Below are 23,980 nucleotides of genomic sequence, written 5' to 3'. Positions count from 1 at the left end.
TGTAATAAAATTTATTACAGAAGTTAAATGATGTAATCTATCAATTCACTCTACCCGAATGAGACTATGCGGTCTTGCCCTAAGTTCTGTATGTGCGATCGCCACATACCATATCCATAACCTTCAACTGCTCAAGTTAGGGAAAAAACTACTAAGCTGGTAGATAGCACATTCAAAATTCACAAATTCTGAATCGCACCCAAACGGTGATTCGGACATCCCCATTGGCTCAATAACTGTAACTAAGATATGTTTGACGCATTAGCTGAACGTTTAGAATCCGCCTGGAAGAAACTACGCGGTCAAGATAAAATTTCGGAATCTAATATCCAAGATGCTTTGCGGGAAGTGCGCCGCGCCCTGTTGGAAGCAGACGTTAATCTCCAGGTAGTCAAAGATTTTATTAGCGAAGTTGAAGCCAAGGCGCAGGGGGCCGAAGTCATTAGCGGTGTGCGTCCTGACCAGCAATTCATCAAAATTGTCTACGATGAGTTAGTGCAAGTGATGGGGGAAGAGAATGTTCCCCTAGCGGAAGCTGCACAAAAACCGACTATCGTTTTAATGGCTGGTTTACAAGGTACTGGTAAAACCACAGCCACCGCTAAGTTAGCCCTACATTTACGCAAATTAGAGCGTAGTTGCCTGTTAGTAGCTACAGACGTATATCGTCCCGCCGCTATCGACCAGTTAATTACCCTTGGTAAGCAAATTGATGTCCCTGTTTTTGACATGGGAAGCGATGCAGACCCCGTAGAAATTGCCCGTCAAGGGGTGGAACGCGCCCAGGCGGAAGGTGTAAACACAGTTATTATAGATACCGCAGGTCGTCTGCAAATTGACGCTGATATGATGGCGGAATTAGCCCGCATCAAAGCCACAGTCGAACCCCACGAAACTCTGTTAGTCGTGGATTCCATGACGGGTCAAGAAGCAGCAAATCTTACCCGTACCTTCCATGAACAAATCGGTATCACTGGCGCAATTCTCACCAAAATGGATGGTGATAGCCGTGGTGGGGCAGCGTTGTCAGTACGGCAAATTTCCGGCGCGCCGATTAAATTTGTGGGTGTAGGGGAAAAAGTCGAAGCCCTACAACCCTTTTACCCAGACCGTATGGCTTCTCGAATTCTGGGGATGGGTGACGTTCTCACCTTAGTAGAAAAAGCCCAAGAAGAAATCGACCTAGCAGACGCAGAAAAAATGCAGGAGAAAATCCTGTCAGCGAAATTTGACTTTACCGATTTCGTCAAGCAACTGCGCCTGTTGAAAAATATGGGGTCATTGGGGGGAATCCTCAAGATGATTCCAGGGATGGGTAAACTTTCTGATGATCAGCTAAAACACGGCGAAACTCAGTTAAAACGCTGTGAATCCATGATCAACTCCATGACTATAGAAGAACGCCGCGACCCAGATTTACTGGCGAGTTCACCAAGTAGAAGGCGGCGAATTGCTAAAGGTTCGGGTTATGGAGAAGCCGACGTAAGTAAATTAGTAGCTGATTTCCAAAAAATGCGATCGCTCATGCAACAAATGGGTCAAGGTCGCTTCCCTGGAATGCCAGGAGGAATGCCCGGAATGTTCGGTGGTGGCGGTATGGGTAACGCCTTCGCTGGTATGGGCGGCGGCCGTCCCGCAGCCCCTGGCTGGCGCGGCTATAACGGTGGCGGCGGCGCGAAGAAGAAAAAACCCAAAGATAAGAAGAAAAAAGGGTTTGGGAATCTTTAAGCTAAGGGTTTAGGGGTATGAGGGTGTAAGGGTGTAGGGGAAAATTTACCCTCATGCCCTATGCCCCATGCCCAATAAAATTTCTTTCATTTTGAATTTTGAATTTTGAATTGATTAGCCCTATACCCAATTTCCTCTGAGAAATCATAGCCGTAAACCATAGACAAGTGCTAAAATTAGCATTTCAGTATGGGAAGTTATGACTTTAAACGGGTCGCTTCCTGAAACTATCCACGAATAGGAGAATGATTCTTCAACCATGATCAAATTGCGCTTGAAGCGATACGGTAAAAAGCGGGAAGCGAGCTACCGCATTGTCGCTATGAATAGTCTCTCTCGCCGCGATGGCCGTCCTTTAGAAGAACTGGGCTTCTATAACCCCAGAACCGACGAAGTGCGGTTGGATGTCCCCGGCATCGTCAAGCGACTACAGCAAGGCGCACAACCTACTGACACAGTACGTCGCATCTTACAAAAAGCCAATGTCTTTGAACAGGTCAGTGCCACAACCGCATCATAATCCCACAGCAGCAACAGCTAGCCCTAACTATGTTGGGCTAGTCAAATTTTTGATGCAGCCATTTTTAGAGTTTCCAGATTCTTTAAGTGTTGATTGTGAAATGTCTCAAACCTTAAAACGGGTTTGGATTCGCATCGCCTTTGAAAGTACCGATAAAGGGAAAGTCTTTGGCCGGGGAGGCAGGAATATTCAGGCAATTAGGACAGTGATTGCTGCGGCGGCGCAACTGTCGCAACAAACAGTTTACCTGGATATTTATGGCAACACCAACCCCGGACGGGAAGGTTTGTCTGCTGAAGAAGATCAGCCAGAGCGATCGCCTACTCCCAGAACACGAGAACGGCGTAATTCATCAAGACCTGTTGTTAAACCCCGCTCCCGTTAGGTTAAAAATAAATAAGAAGCCTGAGCGGTTAAAGGAAAAAGGAAAAAGGAAACAGGAAAAAGACAGTTACCGTAATGGAAATTAGGTAATTGAAATAAAATTAGGGGTTTGTAACTCTGGTGATACTACTTCTTATTTTGCCTTTTACCCTTGAACTTTTGCCTTTTTAACTCGCCTCCGCTCAGAATCTTCCAGAAAAATACAGGAAAAACTCTCAAGATGAAAAATCTTTTGGGAATTTCCTTTCAAAGTTACCACTATAGACAGTTAGTGATGCTGATACACAACTCTGATAATCTCTCTCAGGAGGTGAAACCAGGGAGTGGCTGAAGTTCGTTTAGGTGAAAATGAGTCTATTGACTCAGCAATTAGACGTTTTAAAAGAAAAATTCAAAAAGCCGGCATTTTATCGGAAGTTAAACGTCGGGAACGATACGAAAAACCTAGCTTGCGCCGTAAACGCAAAGCAGAAACAGCACGTAGAGGTGGACGCTACTAAACTAATGTAGTTACAACCTCAAGTAAAGTAGAGATGCGATCGCGTCTCTACTGGCTAAATATCAGAATTTAATAATAAGAATATTCATAAATTTAAACTAAATAAAACTAAAGATGAGCCAGATTTTTAATTGTAAGATAGTATAAAAATAGACCTTAGTAAAATAATAAAAAACTCACGAAAGTAATCAACTTTTGTTAAAAATTGCCCCTCACACATTAAACAATAACTATGGCAGATGCCTTAATAATTCAGCTGCCTAACGTTTCCAGTGCGATCGCTTTAGCAGGTGATAGAGAAGAAAACCTAAAAATCTTAGCCAAACAAACGGGAGCTAACTTAGTCCTGCGTGGGCAAGAATTATATATTTCTGGTACAGATGCACAAAAAGAATTAGCCGCTAGATTAGTGCGATCGCTAGAAAATATCTGGATTCATGGCAATATTATCTCCAGTGCCGATATTGCAACCGCACGTCAAGCTTTAGACACCAATCGCCAAGAAGAACTGCAACAATTACAGCGAGATGTATTAGCCAAAACTCGTCGTGGCGATGAAGTTCGTGCCAAAACCTTTAAACAACGCCAGTACATTGACCAAATTCGTCAGCATGACTTAACCTTCTGTACTGGCCCTGCGGGAACAGGTAAGACTTATTTAGCTGTCGTGATTGCAGTTCAAGCACTCCTCACCAATCAAGTCGAGAAACTCATCTTAACCCGTCCGGCTGTAGAAGCTGGCGAGAGACTGGGATTTTTACCAGGAGACTTACAACAGAAAATTGACCCCTATCTGCGTCCTCTTTACGATGCCATTTATGAGTTTGTTGATCAAGAAAAAGTAGCTAACCTAATTGAACGGGGAATTATTGAAGTTGCGCCATTAGCTTATATGCGGGGACGGACTTTAAACCATGCTTTTGTGATTGTGGATGAAGCCCAAAACACTACACCCGCGCAAATGAAAATGGTTTTAACTCGCTTGGGTTTCCGTTCACGCATGGTAATTACAGGTGACATCACACAAACTGATTTACCCATGAATCAACAATCAGGTTTAGCGGTAGCTTTGCAAATTTTAAAGCATGTTGAAGGGGTTGCTTTTTCGGAGTTTACGCAAAAAGATGTTGTGCGTCATCCTTTAGTACAGCGCATTGTGAGCGCGTACGAAAAATATGAGCAGTAGTTATTAGTCAATAGTCATTAGTCATTAGTCATTAGTCATTAGTCATTGGAGAACAGGGAACAGCAACGGAATTTTGAATTTTGAATTGATAAAAGAGGGTATTAACTGTGTCTAATTTAAAAGAATTTTTAGAAGCTTGTGAAAGTTTGGGAACACTGCGGTTAATTGTGACTAGTAGTGCAGCAGTTTTAGAAGCAAGGGGAAAAATAGAAAAACTCTTTTATGCAGAATTACCCAAGGGTAAATATGCCAATATGCACACAGAGGGTTTTGAATTTCATTTGAATATGGACAAAATTACACAAGTGAAATTTGAAACTGGAGAAGCAAAAAGAGGTAATTTTACAACTTATGCAATTCGCTTTTTAGATGAAAAGCAAGAACCTGCTTTGAGTATATTTTTGCAGTGGGGTAAACCAGGTGAATATGAACCAGGACAAGTGGAAGCTTGGCAAGGTTTAAAAGAAAAGTATGGGGAAGTTTGGCATCCTGTAGCCATTGAAACTTTGTAAATAAAAAAACGGGATGTCATCAAACCTGTTGATTTTAATGTTGGCGTAATTGAGGAGATAACTTAATTTTTGTGCCGTTTATTTCAATCATGCCAGATTGAGAGAGTTTATAAAAGGCGCGGGATAGAGTTTCGGGAATTGTTCCTAGAAGTGCAGCTAATTGTCCTTTTGGTAAATCGAGTTCAACTATATCAGCATTGCCTTGGCGATCGCTCAACATTAATAAATATTTTGTCAAGCGTTCTGGAACTTCCTGAAACGAAAGGGTATCGACTAAATGCGCTAATCGGCGTAAATGTCGGGCAAATGTTCCTAACATAGCGATCGCTAGTGTAGGATGTTGTTGCAAAACCATCAAAAATGCTGTTCTGGGAATAAAAACCACCTCCGAATTTTCTAAGGCGGCGGCGGATGCGGGGAAATTTCCGCCATCGAAGGCGGGAACTTCAGCAAAGTGTTCTTCTGCGCCAAAAATGTGCAGAATTTGTTCTTTACCTCCATTGGCTACTTTAAAGACTTTAATTCTGCCGGATTTGACAATAAAAAACCCTGTTCCTGAGTCTCCTTCCCAAAAAAGAGTTTCTCCTTTTTGATAAGTTTGGGGAATCGCAATATGAGCTAGTGCTTGCAATTGTTCATCTAAAATATCTTGAAAAATCGGTGTCTTATGTAAAAATTGTTTGACTTCCAAGACACGTTCAGTCAAAGTCATAATGGCGAAATTGGGTGCGAAACGATAAATTTTTACACGCTACGAATGCCTAGTTTTGTGAGTGCAGCGATCGCATGAAGTCTAACAAATTCATCTTCATCTCCCAGCATAGCAGTTAATAACGGTGTAGCATCTTGACAACCCAACTGACCTAAAGATAGTGCGATCGCACTTTTCACAGCAGTAATTTTAGTGGCTGGATGCTGTGTTTCCAGCATTTCCAGCAAAATTTGTGTACCTTTAGTGATTAATTCTGGTTTTCTGACTCTGCCTAAAACTGTGACAACTTCTTGCCAGATTGTGGGTGAAGTTAGTTGATTGAGTGCTGTTTGTAAACATTCCAAACCTAATAATGTTTCTACCCAAATTAAGGCGCGGATGATTTCTAGTTGTAGAGTAATCGGTGTATGGGGTGAAATTAAAACCGTAAATAAATGCTGAGTCGCTACATCGCCACCTATTCGCGCCAAGGTTACAGCAGTAGTACAACAAACCTCAATATGAAAATCATAGAGTCGAGGCTGTAATTTAGCCACTAAATCTAATTGAGTGGCTAAATCAGTACGATAACCTAAACCTTTGACAGCCACACATCTAACACCAGCAGCAACATCTTCCAGCGCATTCAAAAGTACGGGTGGTACACGCTCATCATGAAAACTGCTGAGAGCTTCTAAAGCGGCTTGTCTGACTGCGACTTGAGAGTCTTTAACTACACTCAATAGTGGTGTGATAGTTTCTAGCTTGCGAATATAAGCAAGCGATCGCACTGCTAAAAGTCTAGTATTTTCTGGCTTTAGAAGTTCACAAAGGTAAGGAATCGCCAAATTTCCCATTCGTCCCAGTGCTGTAGCGGCGATCGCTTGCAGTTCTTCATCCTCAGTAGTTTGTAATAATTCTACTAAAGAAGCGATCGCATCTGGATGCTGATACTCTCCTAAAATCCGCACTGCAAACCAGCGTAATTCATCATCGGCATCTTCATCTTCTAAGATGGCAATCAATGAGGGAATGGCGATAGTTCCCAATTGAGTCAGCACCTTGGTAATATCCCAACGCTGCTGAAAATCTCCCATCTCTAAAATTTTTAATGCTAATTCCAACAGATGTTCTGGATTTAGTGTCTCTGAATGTTTTGAGTCATTAACCAAAATCAATTGTTGTAAATCTTGAATTAGCGATGACCAATCAGCCTCATTATGCGCTGTCTGCGCTTGCACCAAAAGCTGCCCGATATTATTCACAAAACCTTGCTTGAATTCTTAAATTGGGGATTGGGGATTGGGGACTAGGAATTTTAGATTTTAGATTTTGGATTTTAGATTGAATCAAATCCAAAATTGAAAGGCTGGGGATTGGGAATTGGGAAAATTCTACCGTGTCTACCGTGTCTACTTTGTCTCCCTGTCCTCTGCCCCCCTGCCTACACTAACTGGGCTTAACTACGACCGAATTACCCTCAATCTTGGCGGCGTAAGTTTTGAGTGGTTTCGTAGCTGGAGCTTTCTGTACTGTACCATCAACACCATATTCTGCGCCATGACAAGGGCAGACAAATTTTTTGGTGGCATCTTTCCATTCCACGATACAACCTTTATGGGTACAGGTGGGATTGACAGCCACTAAATTAGCTGATTTTGATGTACCCACCACTAAAACAGAACCAACAGGTAAGTTTTCCTTGAGTAATTTCCCAGCCTTATCTAGTTCCGCAACCGTACCAACAGTTTGCCATTCGCCTGATGCGGTTGTTTGAGTAGTACAAGCTGCGATCGCTACAGGTAAGCTACTAGCTAACAAACCCAAACCAACCCAATTCAAAAAATCACGACGTTTCATAGTTAGTTAGTCAATAGTCAATAGTCATTAGTCAATAGTCATTAGTTTTTTCTGATCTGCTACCTTGTCTTCCTTGTCTCCTCATTCCCAGTCCCTAATCCCTATGTTATGCAGAAAACGCATCATACAGATTTATTTTAAGCATTATTACTCAAATTTTGTAGCTGTTTATACGATTTTATCGCAAATCCCAACATAACCTGATAAGTGTCGAAATTGTTACATAAACATTCATGCAAACCTCTTGACAAATGTTTCCTATGTGAAAAATTACAAGTGCTTCCCTCATTAAAAAAGTTGCGTTCAATGAACATAGGCGGCTGAAGATTCATTAGAAATAGCAACTGACGAGACTTAAGCAACATCTTGAGTAAAGGTAATCAGGCATAAATATACATTCATTGACCATGATTTCAACCTCGTGGAGTTACCTACAGGTGAATGGTTATGGTGATTAATTTGGAATTTTGTAGGCACAAGTCTGAATATAGGCTATTTTGAATTCGGAGCGAAGTGACGTGACGGATACAGCAACTATCACCACAGGCAATTTAAATAAGTTCGAGAAATTGAAAGCTGAAAAAGATGGTTTAAAGATTAAAGAGGAAATAGCGCAAATTGCTTCCTTGGGATGGGAAGCAATGGATGAAACTGACCGAGATCATCGTCTGAAATGGGTGGGTGTGTTTTTCCGCCCGGTTACTCCTGGTAAGTTCATGCTGCGGATGCGGATGCCGAATGGGATTATTAATAGTGAACAAATGGGAGTATTAGCAGAGGTCGTGCAGCGTTACGGGGATGATGGTAACGCTGATATTACCACCAGACAAAATATTCAACTGCGGGGAATCAGAATTGAAGACTTACCAGACATCTTTAATCGATTTCAAGCTGTAGGTTTAACCAGCATCCAATCAGGGATGGATAACATCCGCAACATTACAGGTGATGCTATAGCGGGTTTGGATGCAGATGAATTGTATGATACTCGCGAGTTGGTGCAACAAATTCAAGATATGTTCACCAACAAAGGACAAGGGAATCCCGAATTTAGTAACCTACCACGCAAATTTAATATAGCGATCGCTGGTGGTCGAGATAATTCTGTTCATGCAGAAATCAATGATTTAGCCTTCGTTCCAGCCTTTAAGGAAGGGACTGGTAACTGGGTACTGGGGACTGGGCAAGATTTTTCCCCATCCCCAGTCTTCGGTTTCAATATCCTAGTCGGTGGCTTCTTCTCGGCTAAACGCTGTGAAGCTGCAATTCCTCTTAATGCTTGGGTAACTCCAGAAGAAGTATTAGAGGTATGTCGAGCCATTTTGGAAGTTTATCGAGACAACGGTTTACGGGCTAATCGTCTGAAATCTCGTCTGATGTGGCTAATAGATGAATGGGGTATAGATAAGTTTCGTCTAGAAGTGGAGAAACGATTGGGTAAGTCATTACTACCCGCCGCACCAAAAGACGAAATCGATTGGGAAAAACGGGATCACATTGGAGTCTATAAACAAAAACAACCAGGGTTAAACTATGTAGGTCTACACATTCCCGTGGGTAGATTGTATGCCGAGGATATGTTTGAGTTAGCGCGGTTAGCTGACGTTTACGGTAGCGGAGAGATGCGGTTAACCGTTGAACAGAATGTGATTATTCCCAATATTCCCGACTCGCGCTTGAGTACATTTTTAACCGATCCTTTACTGGAGAGATTTTCCATTGATCCTGGTTTATTGACGCGATCGCTAGTTTCCTGCACCGGCGCACAATTTTGCAACTTTGCCCTCATCGAAACCAAAAACCGCGCCCTCAGCATAATTCAAGCCTTAGAAACCGAGTTAACATTCACTCGCCCAGTCCGCATTCACTGGACAGGTTGTCCCAACTCCTGTGGACAACCCCAAGTTGCAGACATCGGACTCATGGGAACAAAAGCCCGAAAAAACGGTAAAGCCGTAGAAGGCGTTGACATTTACATGGGTGGAAAAGTGGGAAAAGATGCACATTTAGGTAAGTGCGTCCAAAAAGGCATACCCTGCGAAGACTTACAACCATTCTTACGAGATTTACTCATCCAACACTTCGGCGCGAAAGCTAAAGAAGAAGCTTTAGTCAAGGGTGTAAGGGTGTAAGGGTGTAAGGGTGTAGGGGTGCAAGGGAGATTTTAACCCAATGCCCAATGCCCCATGCCCCATACCCCATACCCCAATAACGACGAATTAACAACACATTAAAGAACAATGAGCAATTTTTCCAGAAGAAAATTCATTTTCACCACAGGTGCGGCGGCTGCGGCTTCCATTGTGACTCATGCTTGTGCCTCTAACAACTCAACAACTACAAGTGAACAAGCACCTTCAGCAAATCCAGCCTCTAACGTCTCCACAGTAGCTAACGCACCCAAGGTAGAAACAACTAAAGCCAAACTCGGATTTATCGCCCTCACTGACGCTGCACCTCTAATTATTGCTAAAGAAAAAGGCTTCTTTGCTAAGTATGGGATGACTGATGTAGAGGTTATTAAACAAAAATCCTGGCCTGTCACCCGTGATAATCTCAAAATTGGTTCAGCAGGTGGTGGGATTGATGGCGCACATATCCTTAGCCCTATGCCTTACTTGATTACTATTAAGGATCAAGTACCGATGTATCTCTTAGCTAGATTAAATACTAACGGTCAAGCGATTTCTGTTGCTAATAAGTTCAAAGAAATCAAAGTCCAGTTAGAAAGCAAAGCACTCAAAGAAGCTGCTACTCAAGCTAAAGCTAATCAAAAAGCATTAAAAGCTGGTATTACCTTTCCCGGTGGAACTCACGATTTATGGATGCGCTATTGGCTAGCGGCTGGGGGAATTAACCCTGATCAAGATGTGGTTTTAGAACCTGTACCACCACCACAAATGGTAGCCAACATGAAAGTCGGGACTGTTGATGCGTTCTGTGTAGGAGAACCTTGGAACGCGCAATTAGTTAGTCAAAAATTGGGTTATTCAGCTTTAGTTACTGGTGAACTATGGAAAGATCATCCAGAAAAAGCCTTTGCAATGCGCCAAGATTGGGTTGATAAAAATCCCAATGCTACCCAAGCCTTATTAATGGCAGTTTTAGAAGCTCAACAGTGGTGTGAAAAGCAAGAAAACAAAGAAGAAATGTGTAAAATTTGCAGCGATCGCAAATACTTTAATGTTGCCGCCGCAGATATTATAGAAAGGGCTAAAGGCAATATTGACTATGGTGATGGACGCACCGCAAAAGAATTTCCTTATCGGATGAAATTCTGGGCAGATAATGCTTCCTATCCTTACAAGAGCCATGATATTTGGTTTTTAACTGAAAATATTCGTTGGGGCTATCTGCCAAAAGATACCAAGATTAAGGAAATTGTGGATCAAGTCAATAAAGAAGACTTATGGAAGAAAGCTGCTAAAGCCATTGGTGTACCTGAAGCAGAAATTCCTACTAGCTCATCTCGTGGTATTGAAACCTTCTTTGATGGCGTAAAATTTGACCCTGAAAAACCAGAAGCATATTTACAAGGCTTGACTATCAAGAAAGTTTAATCAGAAAAAATCTGAGTGGCTTGAGTTACCACTCAGATGAGCAAATACTTAGGAGAAAACAGTGATAATTCTGTTTTAGAGAATTTGCTGCTGTCCTCATTAAAATATAAACCACTGTAAAAATCACGTACAAAAGAGAAAACATGGCTGCTGTTTTAGGAAGTCGGAATTTCAGAAAAAAGTCTCGCAAAAATCTTGATAAATTTGTTGCCGAAAAAATTTTACCCCCTATCCTGGCATTATTAATTTTTCTAGTAGTTTGGCAACTGTTGTGTTTAAATCCTGGGTTTAAGTTACCTGGGCCAATTGAAACTTTGAGAGAAACTTGGAACCCCTTTATTATTCATCCGTTCTTTGATAATGGTGAAAGTGATAAAGGTTTGGGTTGGCAAATATTGAGTAGTTTGGGTAGAGTTGGCTTAGGTTTTTCTTTGTCTGCAATTGTTGGTATTACTTTAGGAATTTTAATTGGGGCAAATAAGTTAGTTTACAATGCTGTAGATCCCATCTTTCAAGTATTAAGAACTGTCCCGCCTCTAGCATGGCTACCAATTTCTTTAGCAGCATTTCAACAAGCTAATCCTTCGGCAATTTTCGTGATTTTCATCACTTCAATTTGGCCGATTATTATTAACACTACTGTCGGTGTACAACAAATTCCGCAAGACTATATCAATGTGGCGAGAGTGTTAAAGCTCAAGGGTACAAAGTATTTCTTGAAAATTGTGTTTCCAGCGACTGTTCCTTATATATTCACAGGGCTGAGAATTGGTATTGGTTTATCTTGGTTAGCCATTGTGGCGGCGGAAATGTTAGTCGGTGGTGTGGGTATTGGTTCTTTTATTTGGGATGCTTACAACACGACTACAGAAACTAATTTGAGTGAGATTATTTTGGCTCTGATTTACGTGGGGTTAGTCGGTTTGTTTTTAGATAGATTAGTCGGTTTTATCGCTAGTAAAGTTGTAGCAGAACAAAAATAGTTAACACGGTTGACTAATGACTAATGACTAATGACTAATGACTAATGACTAAGGACTAATGACTAATGACTACTTTTGTTGAAGTTGACCACGTTGATCGGGTATTTGATTTACCGAATGGTGGTAGATATATTGCTCTGAAAAATATTGAGTTGAAGATTAAGCAAGGGGAGTTTGTTTCTTTAATTGGGCATTCTGGTTGTGGTAAGTCCACACTGTTGAATATTATTGCAGGTTTGGATCGTGCAAGTATTGGCGGTGTGACTTTGGAAGGACGGGAAGTGAGAGACCCTAGTCCCGATCGCATGGTAGTATTTCAAAACTATTCGTTGCTTCCTTGGTTGACGGTGAGAGAAAATATTGCTCTGGCTGTGGATGAGGTTCATCAAGATAAGCCGAAGGGTGAACGCCGAGGAATTATTGAAGAACATATTGATATGGTGGGACTGCGCCATGCAGCGAATAAACGCCCTCATGAGTTGTCTGGAGGGATGAAACAACGGGTGGCGATCGCGCGCGCTTTGGCTACTCGTCCCAAGTTGTTGCTGTTGGATGAACCCTTTGGGGCTTTGGATGCTTTAACTAGGGGGAGTTTGCAGGAACAGTTGATGAAAATCTGCAATGAACATAACGTTACTTGTGTGATGGTAACGCATGATGTGGATGAAGCATTATTGTTGAGCGATCGCGTAGTGATGCTCACCAACGGCCCAGAAGCCCACATCGGACAAATCTTAGAAGTCCCAATCCCTCGTCCCCGTCAGCGTTTGGAAGTAGTCAAACATCCCAGTTACTACAATCTGCGGAATGAAATGATTTACTTCCTCAATCAGCAAAAACAAGCCAAAAAACGTCAAAGCCAGCGTTTAGTAACATCAGAAAACAGCGCAGCCAAAGCCATCCTCGAAATTGGCTTTATGCCCTTAACTGATGCTGCACCTTTAATTGTTGCCAAAGAGAAGGGCTTTTTTGCTAAATATGGCTTAGAAAATATCGTCCTCACTAAAGCTAACAGTTGGCAAGAAATCACTAAAGGTTTTGTTACAGGAAAACTAGAAGCCGCTCAAATGCTTGCCGGAATGCCTTTAGCATTAACATTAGGTGCAGGTGGAAATCCTTCTATTCCCGTAGTTAACGCCCTGAATCTCTCACGCAACGCCAACGCTATCACCTTAAGTAAAAGACTGTATAGCCAAGGCGTGCGGAATCTGGCTGATTTAAAAGCCGTAATTAACACCACCCCTGACCAGATTCTCACCTTGGGTGTAGTGCATCCAGCAGCCATGCAAAACCTACTTTTGCGTTACTGGCTAGCAGCTGGTGGGATAGATCCCGATAGAGATATTAGCTTGAGAGTCATCCCACCCACAGAAATGCTTGCCCAACTAGAAGCCGGCTATATTGAAGGTTACTGTGCGGGAGAACCCTGGAACTATCAAGCAGTACATCAAGACGCAGGTTTCGTTGCAGCCACCGCCTTAGACATTTGGTCAGGACAACCAAAACAAGTTTTAGGAGTAAGCGAAACCTGGGCGCAAAAACACCCAGAAACCCATTTAAACTTAACCAAAGCACTCCTAGAAGCTTGCGAATATTGTGACGACCTCCGCAACCGTCCAGAAATCCTAGAAATACTCTCCCGCCCCGAATATTTAAACATATCTCCTGCATACATTCGCCCTGGTTTTATCGACCCCTACGATCGCGGCGACGGTAAACCACCCCAAGAACTCACCACATACAACCAGTTTTACCTCAATAAAACCAACTACCCCAACCGCACAGAAACCCTGTGGATGCTCACCCAACTAGCACGCTGGAGTATTACACCCTTCCCCAAAAACTGGGTAGAAATCATCGAAAGAGTATGTCGCGCAGACATATTTGGCGCAGCCGCCCGCGACCTCGGCTTACTAGACATCGGCGAAGACAACCCCATACACCTATTCGACAGTAAAACCTTCAACCCATCCGAACCCCTAGACTACCTCAAAAGCCTAGAAATCAAACATCCCATCCGCATCGAAGAAATCTTCATTTAGTCATTACTTTCTCCCTTCCTCTCCTTCTTTGCGTCTTTGCGCCTACCCTGCGGGTTCCGCTTTAGCGGTATGCGTGAGCCAATCCAAAATCCATAAAACCCATGCAAATAATCAATAAAAACACCCAACCCCAAACACCCCCCACCCCAAAAGCAGACAACTTCCTAGTAGTCGAAGGTGTCAGCAAAATCTACCCCACCCCAGAAGGCCCCTACACCGTCCTAGATGGAATCGACCTCAAAATCCGCGAAGGCGAATTTGTCTGCTTAATCGGTCACTCAGGCTGCGGGAAATCCACCCTACTCAACATGATTTCCGGCTTCAACACCCCCACAGATGGTGTAGTTCTCCTCCAAGACCAACCCATCACCGAACCAGGCCCCGACCGGATGATGGTCTTTCAAAACTACTGCTTACTACCCTGGCTAACCGTCTTCGATAACGTCTATTTAGCAGTAGATGCAGTCTTCCCCAACAAACCCCAAGCCCAAAAACGCGCCATCGTCAGAGAACATCTAGCAATGGTCGGACTCACAGAAGCCGCCGACAAAAAACCCAGCCAAATTTCCGGCGGGATGAAACAAAGAGTTGCGATCGCCCGCGCTTTATCCATCCGTCCCCAAGTCCTAATTCTCGATGAACCCTTCGGCGCACTAGACGCAATCACCAAAGAAGAACTCCAAGAAGAACTCCTGCAAATTTGGAGTGATCATCAAGTCACCGTCTTAATGATTACCCATGACATCGACGAAGCCCTCTTCCTCGCTGATAGAGTCGTCATGATGACCAACGGCCCAGCCGCCCAAATCGGCGAAATCTTAGATATACCCTTTTCCCGCCCCCGCAACCGCCGCCGCATCATGGAAGACCCAGAATACTACAACCTCCGCAACTACGCCCTAGATTTCTTATATCGCCGATTTGCTCACCAAGAGTAGTCAATAGTTGTTCTTCTTTGCACCTTTGCGCCTTTGCGCGAAACAATTCCTATGCCCGAATCTACCAAGACCGTATGTCCTTACTGTGGTGTAGGCTGCGGCTTAGAAGTATCCCCCCCAGCCCAACCAAATCAAGCCACCAACCGCGACAGCCAAGGAAACCCCATTTGGAGAGTACGCGGCGATAAATCCCATCCATCTAGCCAGGGGATGGTGTGTGTCAAAGGTGCAACGATCGCCGAATCTTTAGATAAAAATAGACTACATTACCCAATGGTGCGCGACTCTCTAGACCAAGAGTTCCGCCGCGTCAGTTGGGATGAAGCTTTTGATCTAATCACCCAACGCATTCAAACTGTACGCCTTACCCAAGGTGCAGAGGCTATATGTATGTACGGTTCTGGTCAATTCCAGACTGAGGACTACTACATCGCCCAAAAACTTATGAAAGGGTGTTTGGGTACGAATAATTTCGATGCGAACTCTCGTTTATGTATGTCGAGTGCGGTGTCTGGCTACATCCAAAGTTTTGGGTCAGATGGGCCGCCTTGCTGCTATGAAGACTTAGAGTTAACTGACTGTGCATTTTTAATTGGGACGAATACCGCCGAATGTCATCCCATCGTTTTCAACCGCTTGGCGAAATACCACAAAAAAAACCGCCATGTGAAAATGATTGTGGTTGACCCCCGACGCACACCCACCGCCGAAGCAGCCGACTTGCATTTGGCGATTCGTCCCGGTACAGATATCGACTTGTTAAATGGAATTGCCCATTTATTAATGCGTTGGCAGATGATAGATGTCAGTTTCATCGAAGATTGTACCAGTAACTTTTCCGCCTATGCCGAAGTCATCCGCCACTATTCCCCGGAAGTAGTAGCCCGTCAATGTGGAATTAGCGTTGCAGATTTAGAAACCGCCGCCCGTTATTGGGGTAAATCACAACGTGTGTTGTCGTTGTGGTCGATGGGCGTAAATCAATCAACGGAAGGAACAGCGAAAGTTAGAACCATTATCAATCTCCACCTGATGACCGGACAAATCGGGAAACCAGGCGCAGGGCCTTTTTCCCTCACCGGTCAACCCAATGCAATGGGAGGAAGGGAAGCTGGCGGGTTAGCCCATTTATTACCCGGTTATCGTTCGGTGAAAAATCCCCAACATCGGGCTGAAGTAGAAGCATTTTGGGGCTTACAACCAGGACAAATTTCACCCCATCCTGGTTTAACAGCGTGGGAGATGATTCTAGGTTTAGAAGCTGGGAATGTAGGTTTATTGTGGATTGCAGCGACTAACCCAGCTGTGAGTATGCCAGATTTAGAACGAACAAAAAAAGCCTTATTGCGATCGCCTTTTACAATTTACCAAGACGCATATTACCCCACAGAAACCTCAGCTTTTGCCCATGTTCTCTTACCGGCGGCGCAGTGGAGTGAAAAAACGGGTGTAATGACCAATTCTGAACGCCGAGTGACTTTATGTTCAGCATTCCGCCAACCACCACACCAAGCTAAAGCCGATTGGGAAATATTCGCGGAAGTGGGACGGCGATTAGGCTTTGGGGATAAATTCGCCTTTAATAATTCTGCCCAAGTTTACACAGAGTTCGTCCAACTAACCAAGGGTCGTACTTGTGATATGACTGGTATTAGTCACGAACAGTTACGCCAAGAAGGTGCAACTCAATGGCCTCACCCTCTAACTACTGATCAAACTCAACAACTCACTCAGCACCCAGCACTTAGCACTCAGCACTCCAAAAGACTTTATACTGATTTACACTTTCCTACACCAGATGGACGCGCCAAGTTTGCAGCTTATTATTCCAAAGGATTGGCAGAACCACCAGACCCAGATTATCCTTTTGTGTTAACCACTGGAAGACTGTACGGACATTGGCACACCCAAACGCGTACAGGTCGCATTGAAAAAATTCGTTCTATGCACCCAGAACCATTTATAGAAATTCATCCCCGTGATGCGGCTAAGTTAGAAATTATTGATAGTCAAATGGTAGAAGTGCGATCGCGTCGTGGTACTGCCCAGTTTAAAGCCAAAGTGACCAAAGCGATCGCCCCTGGTACAGTTTTCGTCCCGATGCACTGGGGTTCACTCTGGGCTGACAACGCCGAAGCCAACGCCCTCACCCATCCCGAATCTTGTCCTGATTCCCTCCAGCCGGAATTAAAAGCCTGTGCTGTACAAATCATCCCTATTTCGTTAAAAATCACAGTTAAAGCTTCTCAACTCCAGTCCATCCAATGATAAGCTGCTGGATAGTAATCGGATTTCTAGATAATAGTCAATAGTTACCATTATAACTTCTGATGTACTAATATTGGCTATTAGCAAGATAAGATAATTCTCATATGCCAATAAGATATCAATGATTAATCCTGTAGTGAAAACTAGAGGGTTTTTATTTTTTCTTGTAAAAATTTTAATTTAGATAAAAGTGGGTGCAGCCAATGAAAAAGTTAATCAGACAAATTTTCGGATTGACTAAAGATGAAAACTTCATGCACGCCATTGAAAATATAGAGGTCATAGTTTCCAAAATTCTATCTATTTTTATGGTAATAGTAATTTTGGTAGCAATTGTAGATTTAGGAACTTATATAGTTAAAGAAGTCTTTACTACACCATACGGTTTAATTAACACTACACTTTTTAAAGTTTTTGGTCTGTTTCTGAATATTTTAATTGCCTTAGAAATATTAGAAAATATTACAGCCTATCTTAAAAGACACGTTTTTCAAGTAGAATTAGTAATTGTCACTTCATTGATAGCTGTAGCCAGAAAAATTATTATCTTAGATTTAGATAAAGTCAAAGGACTCGATATCATAGGCTTAGGAACTGCGGTTTTAGCCTTATCGATCAGCTACCTCATAATTCGTTTTAGTAATTCCAAAGATAGATATTAGAATTTCTACGCTAATTTGCGTTTAAAAAATGCCAATTATGACAACCTTCTTTGAATTTGAAGCTGATTTTGTAGACTCTCTGCGTTGTATACCTATGCAGGTGCGCTATAACTTAGATACTTGCGGTATCAAACTAAAATTATCTGATTGGCATCAACTGACTCAAGCGGAACGGGAAGCTTTAGTCACCTTACCTTGTACCACAGAAACAGAAATTCAAACCTATCAAGAATATCTCCAGCAATTAATTTTAGAGCGTACATCTCAACCTGTAGCTACTTTACCTATAGATCCTTATCCAGCATGGCTAGACTCTAACAATATGCCGGTTAATCTCCAAGAAAAAGCCCAGGAAATAGGGATTACTATCACTTTGTCACAGTGGTCAGATTTAACCCCATTACAACGCTTTGCCTTAATTAAACTAAGTCGTCCTGGACACGAGAACAAAAATTTTCCGCGTGCGATCGCAGAATTTAATCTTGGTCATTAGTCATTAGTTTTAAACTATAGAACTATGTCGTATGTAAAAATTGGCGAATTAATTGGGTGTGGCCTATCTTCGTCGAATAATATTTACTTGAACTCATGATGTATTAAATACCGAAATTTCACAAGTTCAGCGAGGATATCAGGAAATATGGCTGCGAAGAAGATTTTGATGTTAGTGGGTGACTATGTTGAAGACTACGAAGTTATGGTTCCCTTCCAAGCTTTGCAAATGGTAGGACACACTGTTGAAGCAGTTTGTCCAGACAAGCAAGCAGGGGATAAAGTACGCACAGCCGTCCACGATTTTGAGGGAGATCAGACTTACAGTGAAAAACCAGGACACAATTTCACCCTCAACGCCACCTTTGCTGACATCAAAGCCGAAAATTACGATGCTTTAGTTATCCCTGGTGGACGCGCACCAGAATATATTCGTTTAAACCCAAGAGTCTTAGAAATCACGCGTCATTTTGCCCAAACCAATAAACCAATTGCTGCTATTTGTCACGGCTTACAATTACTAGCTGCGGCGGATGTCTTGCGTGGTAAGAACTGCACCGCCTACCCAGCCTGCGCCCCTGATGTGCGGAGTGCTGGCGGTAACTATGTACAAATTGCCGTCGATACAGCCATAGTTGATGGTAACTTAGTTACAGCACCAGCTTGGCCTGCTCATCCCCAGTGGTTAGCAGAATTTCTTAAGGTTCTGGGGACTAAAATTCAACATCCAGAAGTAGCTAAAGTTTAATTAAAACACTTATCTGGGAATTATTCACTACTAGAAAATTCTCAGGGTGAGTGAAGCAAAATAATATCTTTGATAGGGGCTGCAAATTCTTGCAACCCTTAAATTTTTATCTATACTTTATTGATGTTATAAAAAACAAACTACACTGGGAAAATTGCCTTTAATACCAATGTACAAAAAATAGATTGTCGTAAGTAACACTAGAAATTAGTTCATATCTGTACATATTAAGAATCTCAGGTTTGTCAAAAGCCAGAAGACAGATAATCTCATTGGGACATCTTATCAACAATGTACAAAAGATACTTTTTGCAGTTTAAATCCTTGCCACAATTGAATGAAATCATGGGTGGGAAGAATTTTAAATTTTGAGTGAGCTAATTTTGAATTTATTTGCATAGAGTAAAGCTATAGTGTACTTAGCAATTCTGCTTTTCGTGTGGCTGAGGTTAAGTCCTACTGCCAAGGATATTTTGTGGATTAGTTTGGAAAGACACTCTCTAACTCGATGACAGGCAAAAACGCAAGACATCACGCTTTTCTGCGGCTAGTGTCTGGTAATGGCGAAGCATTTGAAACAGAATCTCGCCACTCACTTACCAGTAAAGAAGCAGTAATTGGACGAGACCCCAGCTGCCAAGTTGTCTTGGATGCCATGATGTACCGAATGGTATCTCGTCGCCATGCTGTGGTGCGCCCAGTTGCTGCCGCAGAAAACAGCAAATTTAGCTGGGTACTTTGTGATTTGAACAGTGCTAATGGCACTTATCTCAATGGACAACGTTTATACGGATGTCAAGAACTGCACGCAGGCGATCGCATCGCCTTGGGTGCTGATGGGCCACAATTCCTATTTGAGTACGCTGTTGCACCCCAACCTACAGTAATTACTAACCAAGTTGCACCGCTACCATCAGCTAAAAACCCCACACAATCCAAGCCTGATGCTGTCAGCTTTACCCAACTATTCCCCATTATCTCTACGGGGAAAGACTTAACTCGTAAGGCTTATTTAATACCAGGAATCCTGACGGTAATATTTGTGGTGTTGATGTTTGCTACAGTCGGTCAACCACAAGCAAATCAGGTAATTGTTGCGACTTACATAGCATTAGCTGCTTACTACTTTATCTACCAACTGTGTGGTAAACCCAAACCTTGGTGGATGCTAGTGGGCGCAGCTTTATCTACAGTGATCATCCTCCTCAGTCCCATATTAAATTTATTTATTTTCTTCTTTCGGGAACTGCTTCCTGGGAATGTACCCCCCATTGATCAACCCATTAATAGCCTAACGGAATTATTTGTCAGGTACTTTTTTGGTGCTGGGTTGATGGAAGAACTACTCAAAGCTTTGCCAATTTTGGGAGCATATCTGACAGCCTTAGCACTCCCTTCTCCTTGGCGAGAAAAAATTGGAGTCTGGGAACCTTTAGACGGTATTTTGTTGGGAACTGCTTCTGCTGTTGGTTTTACTTTGGTAGAAACTTTAGGCCAATATGTCCCAGCCGCCTCCTTACAAGCTGGTTCAGAAGTAGGTTTACAGGTGCTAATTGCCAGAATTCTCGGTTTACCAGCCGGACATATGGCTTACAGTGGTTATTTAGGATATTTTATTGGGTTAGCTGCGCTCAAACCCCGCCATGCTACACAAATCCTGGCTGTTGGTTACTTTAGCGCGTCTGCACTCCATGCTTTTTGGAATACCGCCGGACATAGTAATAATTTGTTCTTAGTGGTGGTGGGTGTTCTATCCTATGCTTTTTTAATGGCCGCCATTCTCAAAGCTAGAGCATTATCACCAACGCGATCGCAAAATTTTGCTACCCGTTTTCTAGGGCCGAAATAAGGGACTTCCAACTTAAAAAATATCCTATCACTATGTAGGCAAGGGGGCAGGGAGAAGGGGGCAGGGGAGATACAAGAAATATCAACTAAGTAAATTGGATAATTTATCTTCTGGAAGTCCCTAATCTTAGAAGCTAGAGTTATGGGATGCCAATTTGATTGTTAAATGTATGACTTGAAATAGGGAATAGGGAACAGAAAACTGTACTGATTTTTGTTCCAAAATCAAATGTGAATTTTATTGTATTTGGAGACTCGTAGCAAATTTGGGATTTGAAATGTAGAATGGCGATGCTAAGGCTGGCTTTATATCTCACGATAGATGTAGAGATGGGAGAATTTATTTATGGTTAGCCTACTGCGGCATAATTTTGTGCGAAACCAATGATAATTAATTAAAAGACCCAGCCATGTCGCTCAATAACTCAACGACCCTCAAATTCTGACTTGTAACCTTTGTTTGTCAGCCGGACTCTACCAATTCAGGGTCAGAATTGGGGATAAGCAAAAAAGATTTTCGATATATCATCTGTGATAGTTGTGTTAATGTCCTAAAAAACCAGTAAGAAAAGACAATCAAGACATTAATCAACCTTCAGTGTCAGATGCGTTGAGTTGTGTGAGAGCATAATAAGCGATCGCCATCCCCATTTTTGCCTGTTCGATTTCTGATAACGCTGCCCAATCTTCTACAGGCTTAACCACAGAACTGATATTTTGTGCCTCACGACTACGCATCGCATAGGCATAGGGACGGGCTAAAATCAACAGATCATCTGCTTCCCATGTAGGTAGTACAGCTTGAACACATTCCACTAGTTGTTCGCCTAAAGTTTGTTGAGACGCAACAATTTCTGTAGCTTTAGTAGCGATCGCACTCAGCCAGTTTTGTGGTATTCCCGCCGCAAACACCTTCTGTAAATTTTCTTGAAGACTGTTAACAGCCGTCGCAATTGTATTACAATTGTAGTATGAGGAATTTTCCACCTGTGACCACAGGTTATCTAATTGCTGATAAAAATTTTGCGCTCTGCTAGTAAGTTCTTCTTCTAGCATATCTTGCCGTGCAAATTGTGCTTCTAATTCAATAAAATACGCTTCTGATTCATTATCTAAGGGATTCCACGGATAAGTAGCATCTTCTGGTTCTAATAAAGCGGCTAATAATTCCAATTCAACTTGAGATACTACAGAAGAGTGATTATCTGAACCTTTAATTTGATGAGTCATTGATTGTCTCCAAAACAATTTATTTAGGGATATTGACTGCTACACGGGTTCAATGCAATTTTCCGCAAAAAGAATTTTGTGAGTAATGAGTGCTGAGTAATAAGTAATGAGTAATGAGTAATGAGTAATGAGTAATGAGTAAGTAAGAGAAATAGTTTTTATCCCATGCCCTATGCCCCATGCCCTATGCCCCAGTCCCCATAACTCAAGAAGACACCTTAGAATCTTCAATAATAAACTCCCAAGTTTCTCCTCTAGAGCTACCAAACTTTAATTGCATTCCTGATTTTAAGGGTACTTCCTCTCGGAGGATTTGTTGCCAACCATTAGCTCCTAAATACCAGGTTGTGCCGTAGGTGGAAAAATCTTGTATGTAGTATGTTCTGACTTGGGTTGTACCGTTAAAAGTATTACGGCAGAGAATTTCGGCGTGTCTTCTAGACATTGAGGGTTCAGGAATGACAATATCATTGTCTTTAGTGCGCCCAATGCGGGTGACACCGATTCTCAATGACCAACTGCGACCTCCTGGGGAGAGCGATCGCAAACAAGCCATAGGTACTGACTCATCTATATGAGGGATGACGGTATCAGGTAACTCTGTTATTCCCTCATCTACGCTTTTAATCAGTTCCCCGTCAAAATCTGGGTGTAGATATAGAACAGGCAAAGTCCAAGCAGGTTGATTGTATTTATATAGTGTTAACAGTTCTTGCCTCGCTTCCGCTACCGCTTCGTCGATGGGTTTGCGTGATCTTAAAGCTTTGGCAAATACTTGGATAAAACTGTGACTTTCCCGATCAGCAATTTCATCACGCATTCCTAAAACTGCCGGTACACCGTGACGAATCAAAACTTCTGCCAAGCTGCTAGCGGGGATAGCTTGATGATTGATGGCGGCGGGTTGCGCTCCCCAGCAGGCATTGAGAACTGCTAATTTGACGGCACTGCGGGTTAACACTTGGGCTAATTCTATGCCGTTGAGGGTCATACCAGGACGCAAAAATAACATTCCACCATCGGGATTTGGTAAACCATGCCCTGCGTAGAAAAAGACGTTGTATGCTTTAGTTTCTAATTCTTGAATTAACTCTTGGGGAGTGGGTTGCAGTAAGGTTTTGACTGTGCAAGGGGCGTATCTTTGACCGTAACTACCCACTTGTCCACCACTCAACAGAGTTTGTTCTAAGATCGCTGCTTCGGTTTGCAGCTGTAGGTTTTGATCATGACCAAGAACCAAGAGAACTTTTAAGGCTTGGTCAGTACGTAAAGTTGGTAGGTGTTCAACTTCACTAGTGGTGCGGCTAAAGAGCAAATCAGGGGAAAGGGACATAGCTGGCTGTCCTGGCTCTCGCTGCATAATTTCCCAAGGCAAGGCAATTAAATCGGGGTCACGGATTTCCAACCGAAATTGCAGACGTTTATTTTGACCCATAGCCATACCACGGCTACGCTCTAGACTGCCGAGAATTGAACCTTCAAAAACCCATCGCCATAGGTTAATACCTAAGTATTGCATCAAACGACTGCCGTAACCTGTATTTTGTCCACTGGCGGGTGTAACTAAGTTGATGGGCAGTTGATTGACTGAGCGTTGGTTAGAGCCTGTAGAAATATTGATACCACTGTGGCCAGCAAACATTTGCTGCCATTCTTGCCAAACTTGAGTGAGTTCAGCCGGCCATACACAGTCACGCAAAACGTAGCCACTGGGATAGGGAGCTTTAACCACCCAAATGGCGAAAGTATCATTGCCAGTATTGATGAGACGGGCGATCGCCAAGTTCAGGGATGGCATGGATTCGTCAAACTAAATAGGTAAACACAGA

Annotated in this window: 21 protein-coding genes; 16 read left to right on the top strand and 5 right to left on the bottom strand. The window is 42.7% G+C overall.

The window, feature by feature from the left end; all coding sequences use genetic code 11:
- Positions 1-249: 249 nt before the first annotated feature.
- From ffh to CLI64_RS07230, 6 genes are all read left to right on the top strand, one after another.
- On the top strand, positions 250-1,728 hold the full coding sequence (gene ffh, locus CLI64_RS07255; protein WP_103136578.1) for a signal recognition particle protein: 1,479 nt from the start codon (positions 250-252) through the stop codon (positions 1,726-1,728).
- Between the two features lie 259 nt (positions 1,729-1,987).
- The gene (gene rpsP, locus CLI64_RS07250; protein WP_041555828.1) at positions 1,988-2,248 is read left to right on the top strand and encodes a 30S ribosomal protein S16; all 261 of its coding nucleotides are present in this window, start codon (positions 1,988-1,990) and stop codon (positions 2,246-2,248) included.
- Entirely contained in the window at positions 2,211-2,633 is a 423-nt protein-coding gene (locus CLI64_RS07245) for a KH domain-containing protein (protein ID WP_103136577.1), read from the top strand. The genes rpsP and CLI64_RS07245 overlap by 38 nt, the downstream gene beginning before the upstream one ends.
- Before the next feature lie 322 nt (positions 2,634-2,955).
- A complete protein-coding gene (rpsU, locus tag CLI64_RS07240; RefSeq protein ID WP_103136576.1) occupies positions 2,956-3,132 on the top strand; it encodes a 30S ribosomal protein S21 in 177 nt (58 codons plus the stop codon).
- A gap of 231 nt (positions 3,133-3,363) precedes the next feature.
- Positions 3,364-4,317 (top strand): PhoH family protein, encoded by a 954-nt coding sequence (locus tag CLI64_RS07235; RefSeq protein ID WP_103136575.1) that lies wholly within the window; start codon positions 3,364-3,366, stop codon positions 4,315-4,317.
- Between the two features lie 107 nt (positions 4,318-4,424).
- On the top strand, positions 4,425-4,829 hold the full coding sequence (locus CLI64_RS07230; protein WP_103136574.1) for a ChuX/HutX family heme-like substrate-binding protein: 405 nt from the start codon (positions 4,425-4,427) through the stop codon (positions 4,827-4,829).
- 34 nt (positions 4,830-4,863) lie between these two features.
- Here CLI64_RS07230 and CLI64_RS07225 read toward each other — a convergent pair whose 3' ends face one another.
- The 3 genes from CLI64_RS07225 to CLI64_RS07215 all read right to left on the bottom strand — a co-directional run bounded on the left by CLI64_RS07225 (position 4,864) and on the right by CLI64_RS07215 (position 7,380).
- Positions 4,864-5,541, bottom strand: coding sequence for a Crp/Fnr family transcriptional regulator (locus CLI64_RS07225; RefSeq protein ID WP_103136573.1), 678 nt, complete (start codon positions 5,539-5,541; stop codon positions 4,864-4,866).
- Between the two features lie 32 nt (positions 5,542-5,573).
- Entirely contained in the window at positions 5,574-6,785 is a 1,212-nt protein-coding gene (locus CLI64_RS07220; protein WP_103136572.1) for a HEAT repeat domain-containing protein, read from the bottom strand.
- 184 nt (positions 6,786-6,969) lie between these two features.
- Positions 6,970-7,380, bottom strand: coding sequence for a ubiquinol-cytochrome c reductase iron-sulfur subunit (locus tag CLI64_RS07215; protein ID WP_103136571.1), 411 nt, complete (start codon positions 7,378-7,380; stop codon positions 6,970-6,972).
- A 518-nt stretch (positions 7,381-7,898) separates the two neighbouring features.
- Here CLI64_RS07215 and CLI64_RS07210 point away from each other — a divergent pair.
- The 10 genes from CLI64_RS07210 to CLI64_RS07165 all read left to right on the top strand — a co-directional run bounded on the left by CLI64_RS07210 (position 7,899) and on the right by CLI64_RS07165 (position 20,922).
- Complete coding sequence (locus CLI64_RS07210) at positions 7,899-9,512, top strand: ferredoxin--nitrite reductase (RefSeq protein WP_103136570.1); 1,614 nt, start codon at positions 7,899-7,901, stop codon at positions 9,510-9,512.
- Positions 9,513-9,620: 108 nt separating this feature from the next.
- The gene (locus CLI64_RS07205) at positions 9,621-10,940 is read left to right on the top strand and encodes a CmpA/NrtA family ABC transporter substrate-binding protein (RefSeq protein ID WP_103136569.1); all 1,320 of its coding nucleotides are present in this window, start codon (positions 9,621-9,623) and stop codon (positions 10,938-10,940) included.
- Positions 10,941-11,083: 143 nt separating this feature from the next.
- Positions 11,084-11,923 carry a nitrate ABC transporter permease gene (ntrB, locus tag CLI64_RS07200; RefSeq protein WP_103136568.1) on the top strand — a complete coding sequence of 280 codons (840 nt, stop codon included), beginning with the start codon at positions 11,084-11,086 and terminating at the stop codon, positions 11,921-11,923.
- A gap of 65 nt (positions 11,924-11,988) precedes the next feature.
- A complete protein-coding gene (locus tag CLI64_RS07195; RefSeq protein WP_103136567.1) occupies positions 11,989-13,965 on the top strand; it encodes a nitrate ABC transporter ATP-binding protein in 1,977 nt (658 codons plus the stop codon).
- Positions 13,966-14,066: 101 nt separating this feature from the next.
- Positions 14,067-14,903: a nitrate ABC transporter ATP-binding protein gene (locus tag CLI64_RS07190; RefSeq protein WP_103136566.1), complete on the top strand. Its 837-nt coding sequence runs from the start codon at positions 14,067-14,069 to the stop codon at positions 14,901-14,903.
- A gap of 51 nt (positions 14,904-14,954) precedes the next feature.
- The gene (locus tag CLI64_RS07185; protein WP_103136565.1) at positions 14,955-17,171 is read left to right on the top strand and encodes a molybdopterin oxidoreductase family protein; all 2,217 of its coding nucleotides are present in this window, start codon (positions 14,955-14,957) and stop codon (positions 17,169-17,171) included.
- 203 nt (positions 17,172-17,374) lie between these two features.
- On the top strand, positions 17,375-17,833 hold the full coding sequence (locus CLI64_RS07180; protein ID WP_103136564.1) for a phosphate-starvation-inducible PsiE family protein: 459 nt from the start codon (positions 17,375-17,377) through the stop codon (positions 17,831-17,833).
- Between the two features lie 37 nt (positions 17,834-17,870).
- Positions 17,871-18,326: a nitrate reductase associated protein gene (locus tag CLI64_RS07175; RefSeq protein WP_103140630.1), complete on the top strand. Its 456-nt coding sequence runs from the start codon at positions 17,871-17,873 to the stop codon at positions 18,324-18,326.
- 147 nt (positions 18,327-18,473) lie between these two features.
- Complete coding sequence (locus tag CLI64_RS07170; RefSeq protein ID WP_103136563.1) at positions 18,474-19,073, top strand: DJ-1/PfpI family protein; 600 nt, start codon at positions 18,474-18,476, stop codon at positions 19,071-19,073.
- Between the two features lie 508 nt (positions 19,074-19,581).
- Positions 19,582-20,922, top strand: coding sequence for a PrsW family glutamic-type intramembrane protease (locus CLI64_RS07165; protein WP_103136562.1), 1,341 nt, complete (start codon positions 19,582-19,584; stop codon positions 20,920-20,922).
- Between the two features lie 587 nt (positions 20,923-21,509).
- On the opposite strand, the gene CLI64_RS07160 is transcribed toward CLI64_RS07165, so the two are convergent.
- On the bottom strand, positions 21,510-22,151 hold the full coding sequence (locus CLI64_RS07160) for a hypothetical protein (RefSeq protein ID WP_103136561.1): 642 nt from the start codon (positions 22,149-22,151) through the stop codon (positions 21,510-21,512).
- A gap of 205 nt (positions 22,152-22,356) precedes the next feature.
- Positions 22,357-23,949, bottom strand: coding sequence for a CHAT domain-containing protein (locus CLI64_RS07150; RefSeq protein WP_103136559.1), 1,593 nt, complete (start codon positions 23,947-23,949; stop codon positions 22,357-22,359).
- Positions 23,950-23,980 lie beyond the last annotated feature (31 nt).

This window comes from Nostoc sp. CENA543, assembly GCF_002896875.1.
In the GTDB taxonomy this organism is placed as follows: domain Bacteria; phylum Cyanobacteriota; class Cyanobacteriia; order Cyanobacteriales; family Nostocaceae; genus Trichormus.
Note: the sequence above shows the minus strand (reverse complement) of the source record. Positions and strands in the feature narration are given on the sequence as shown.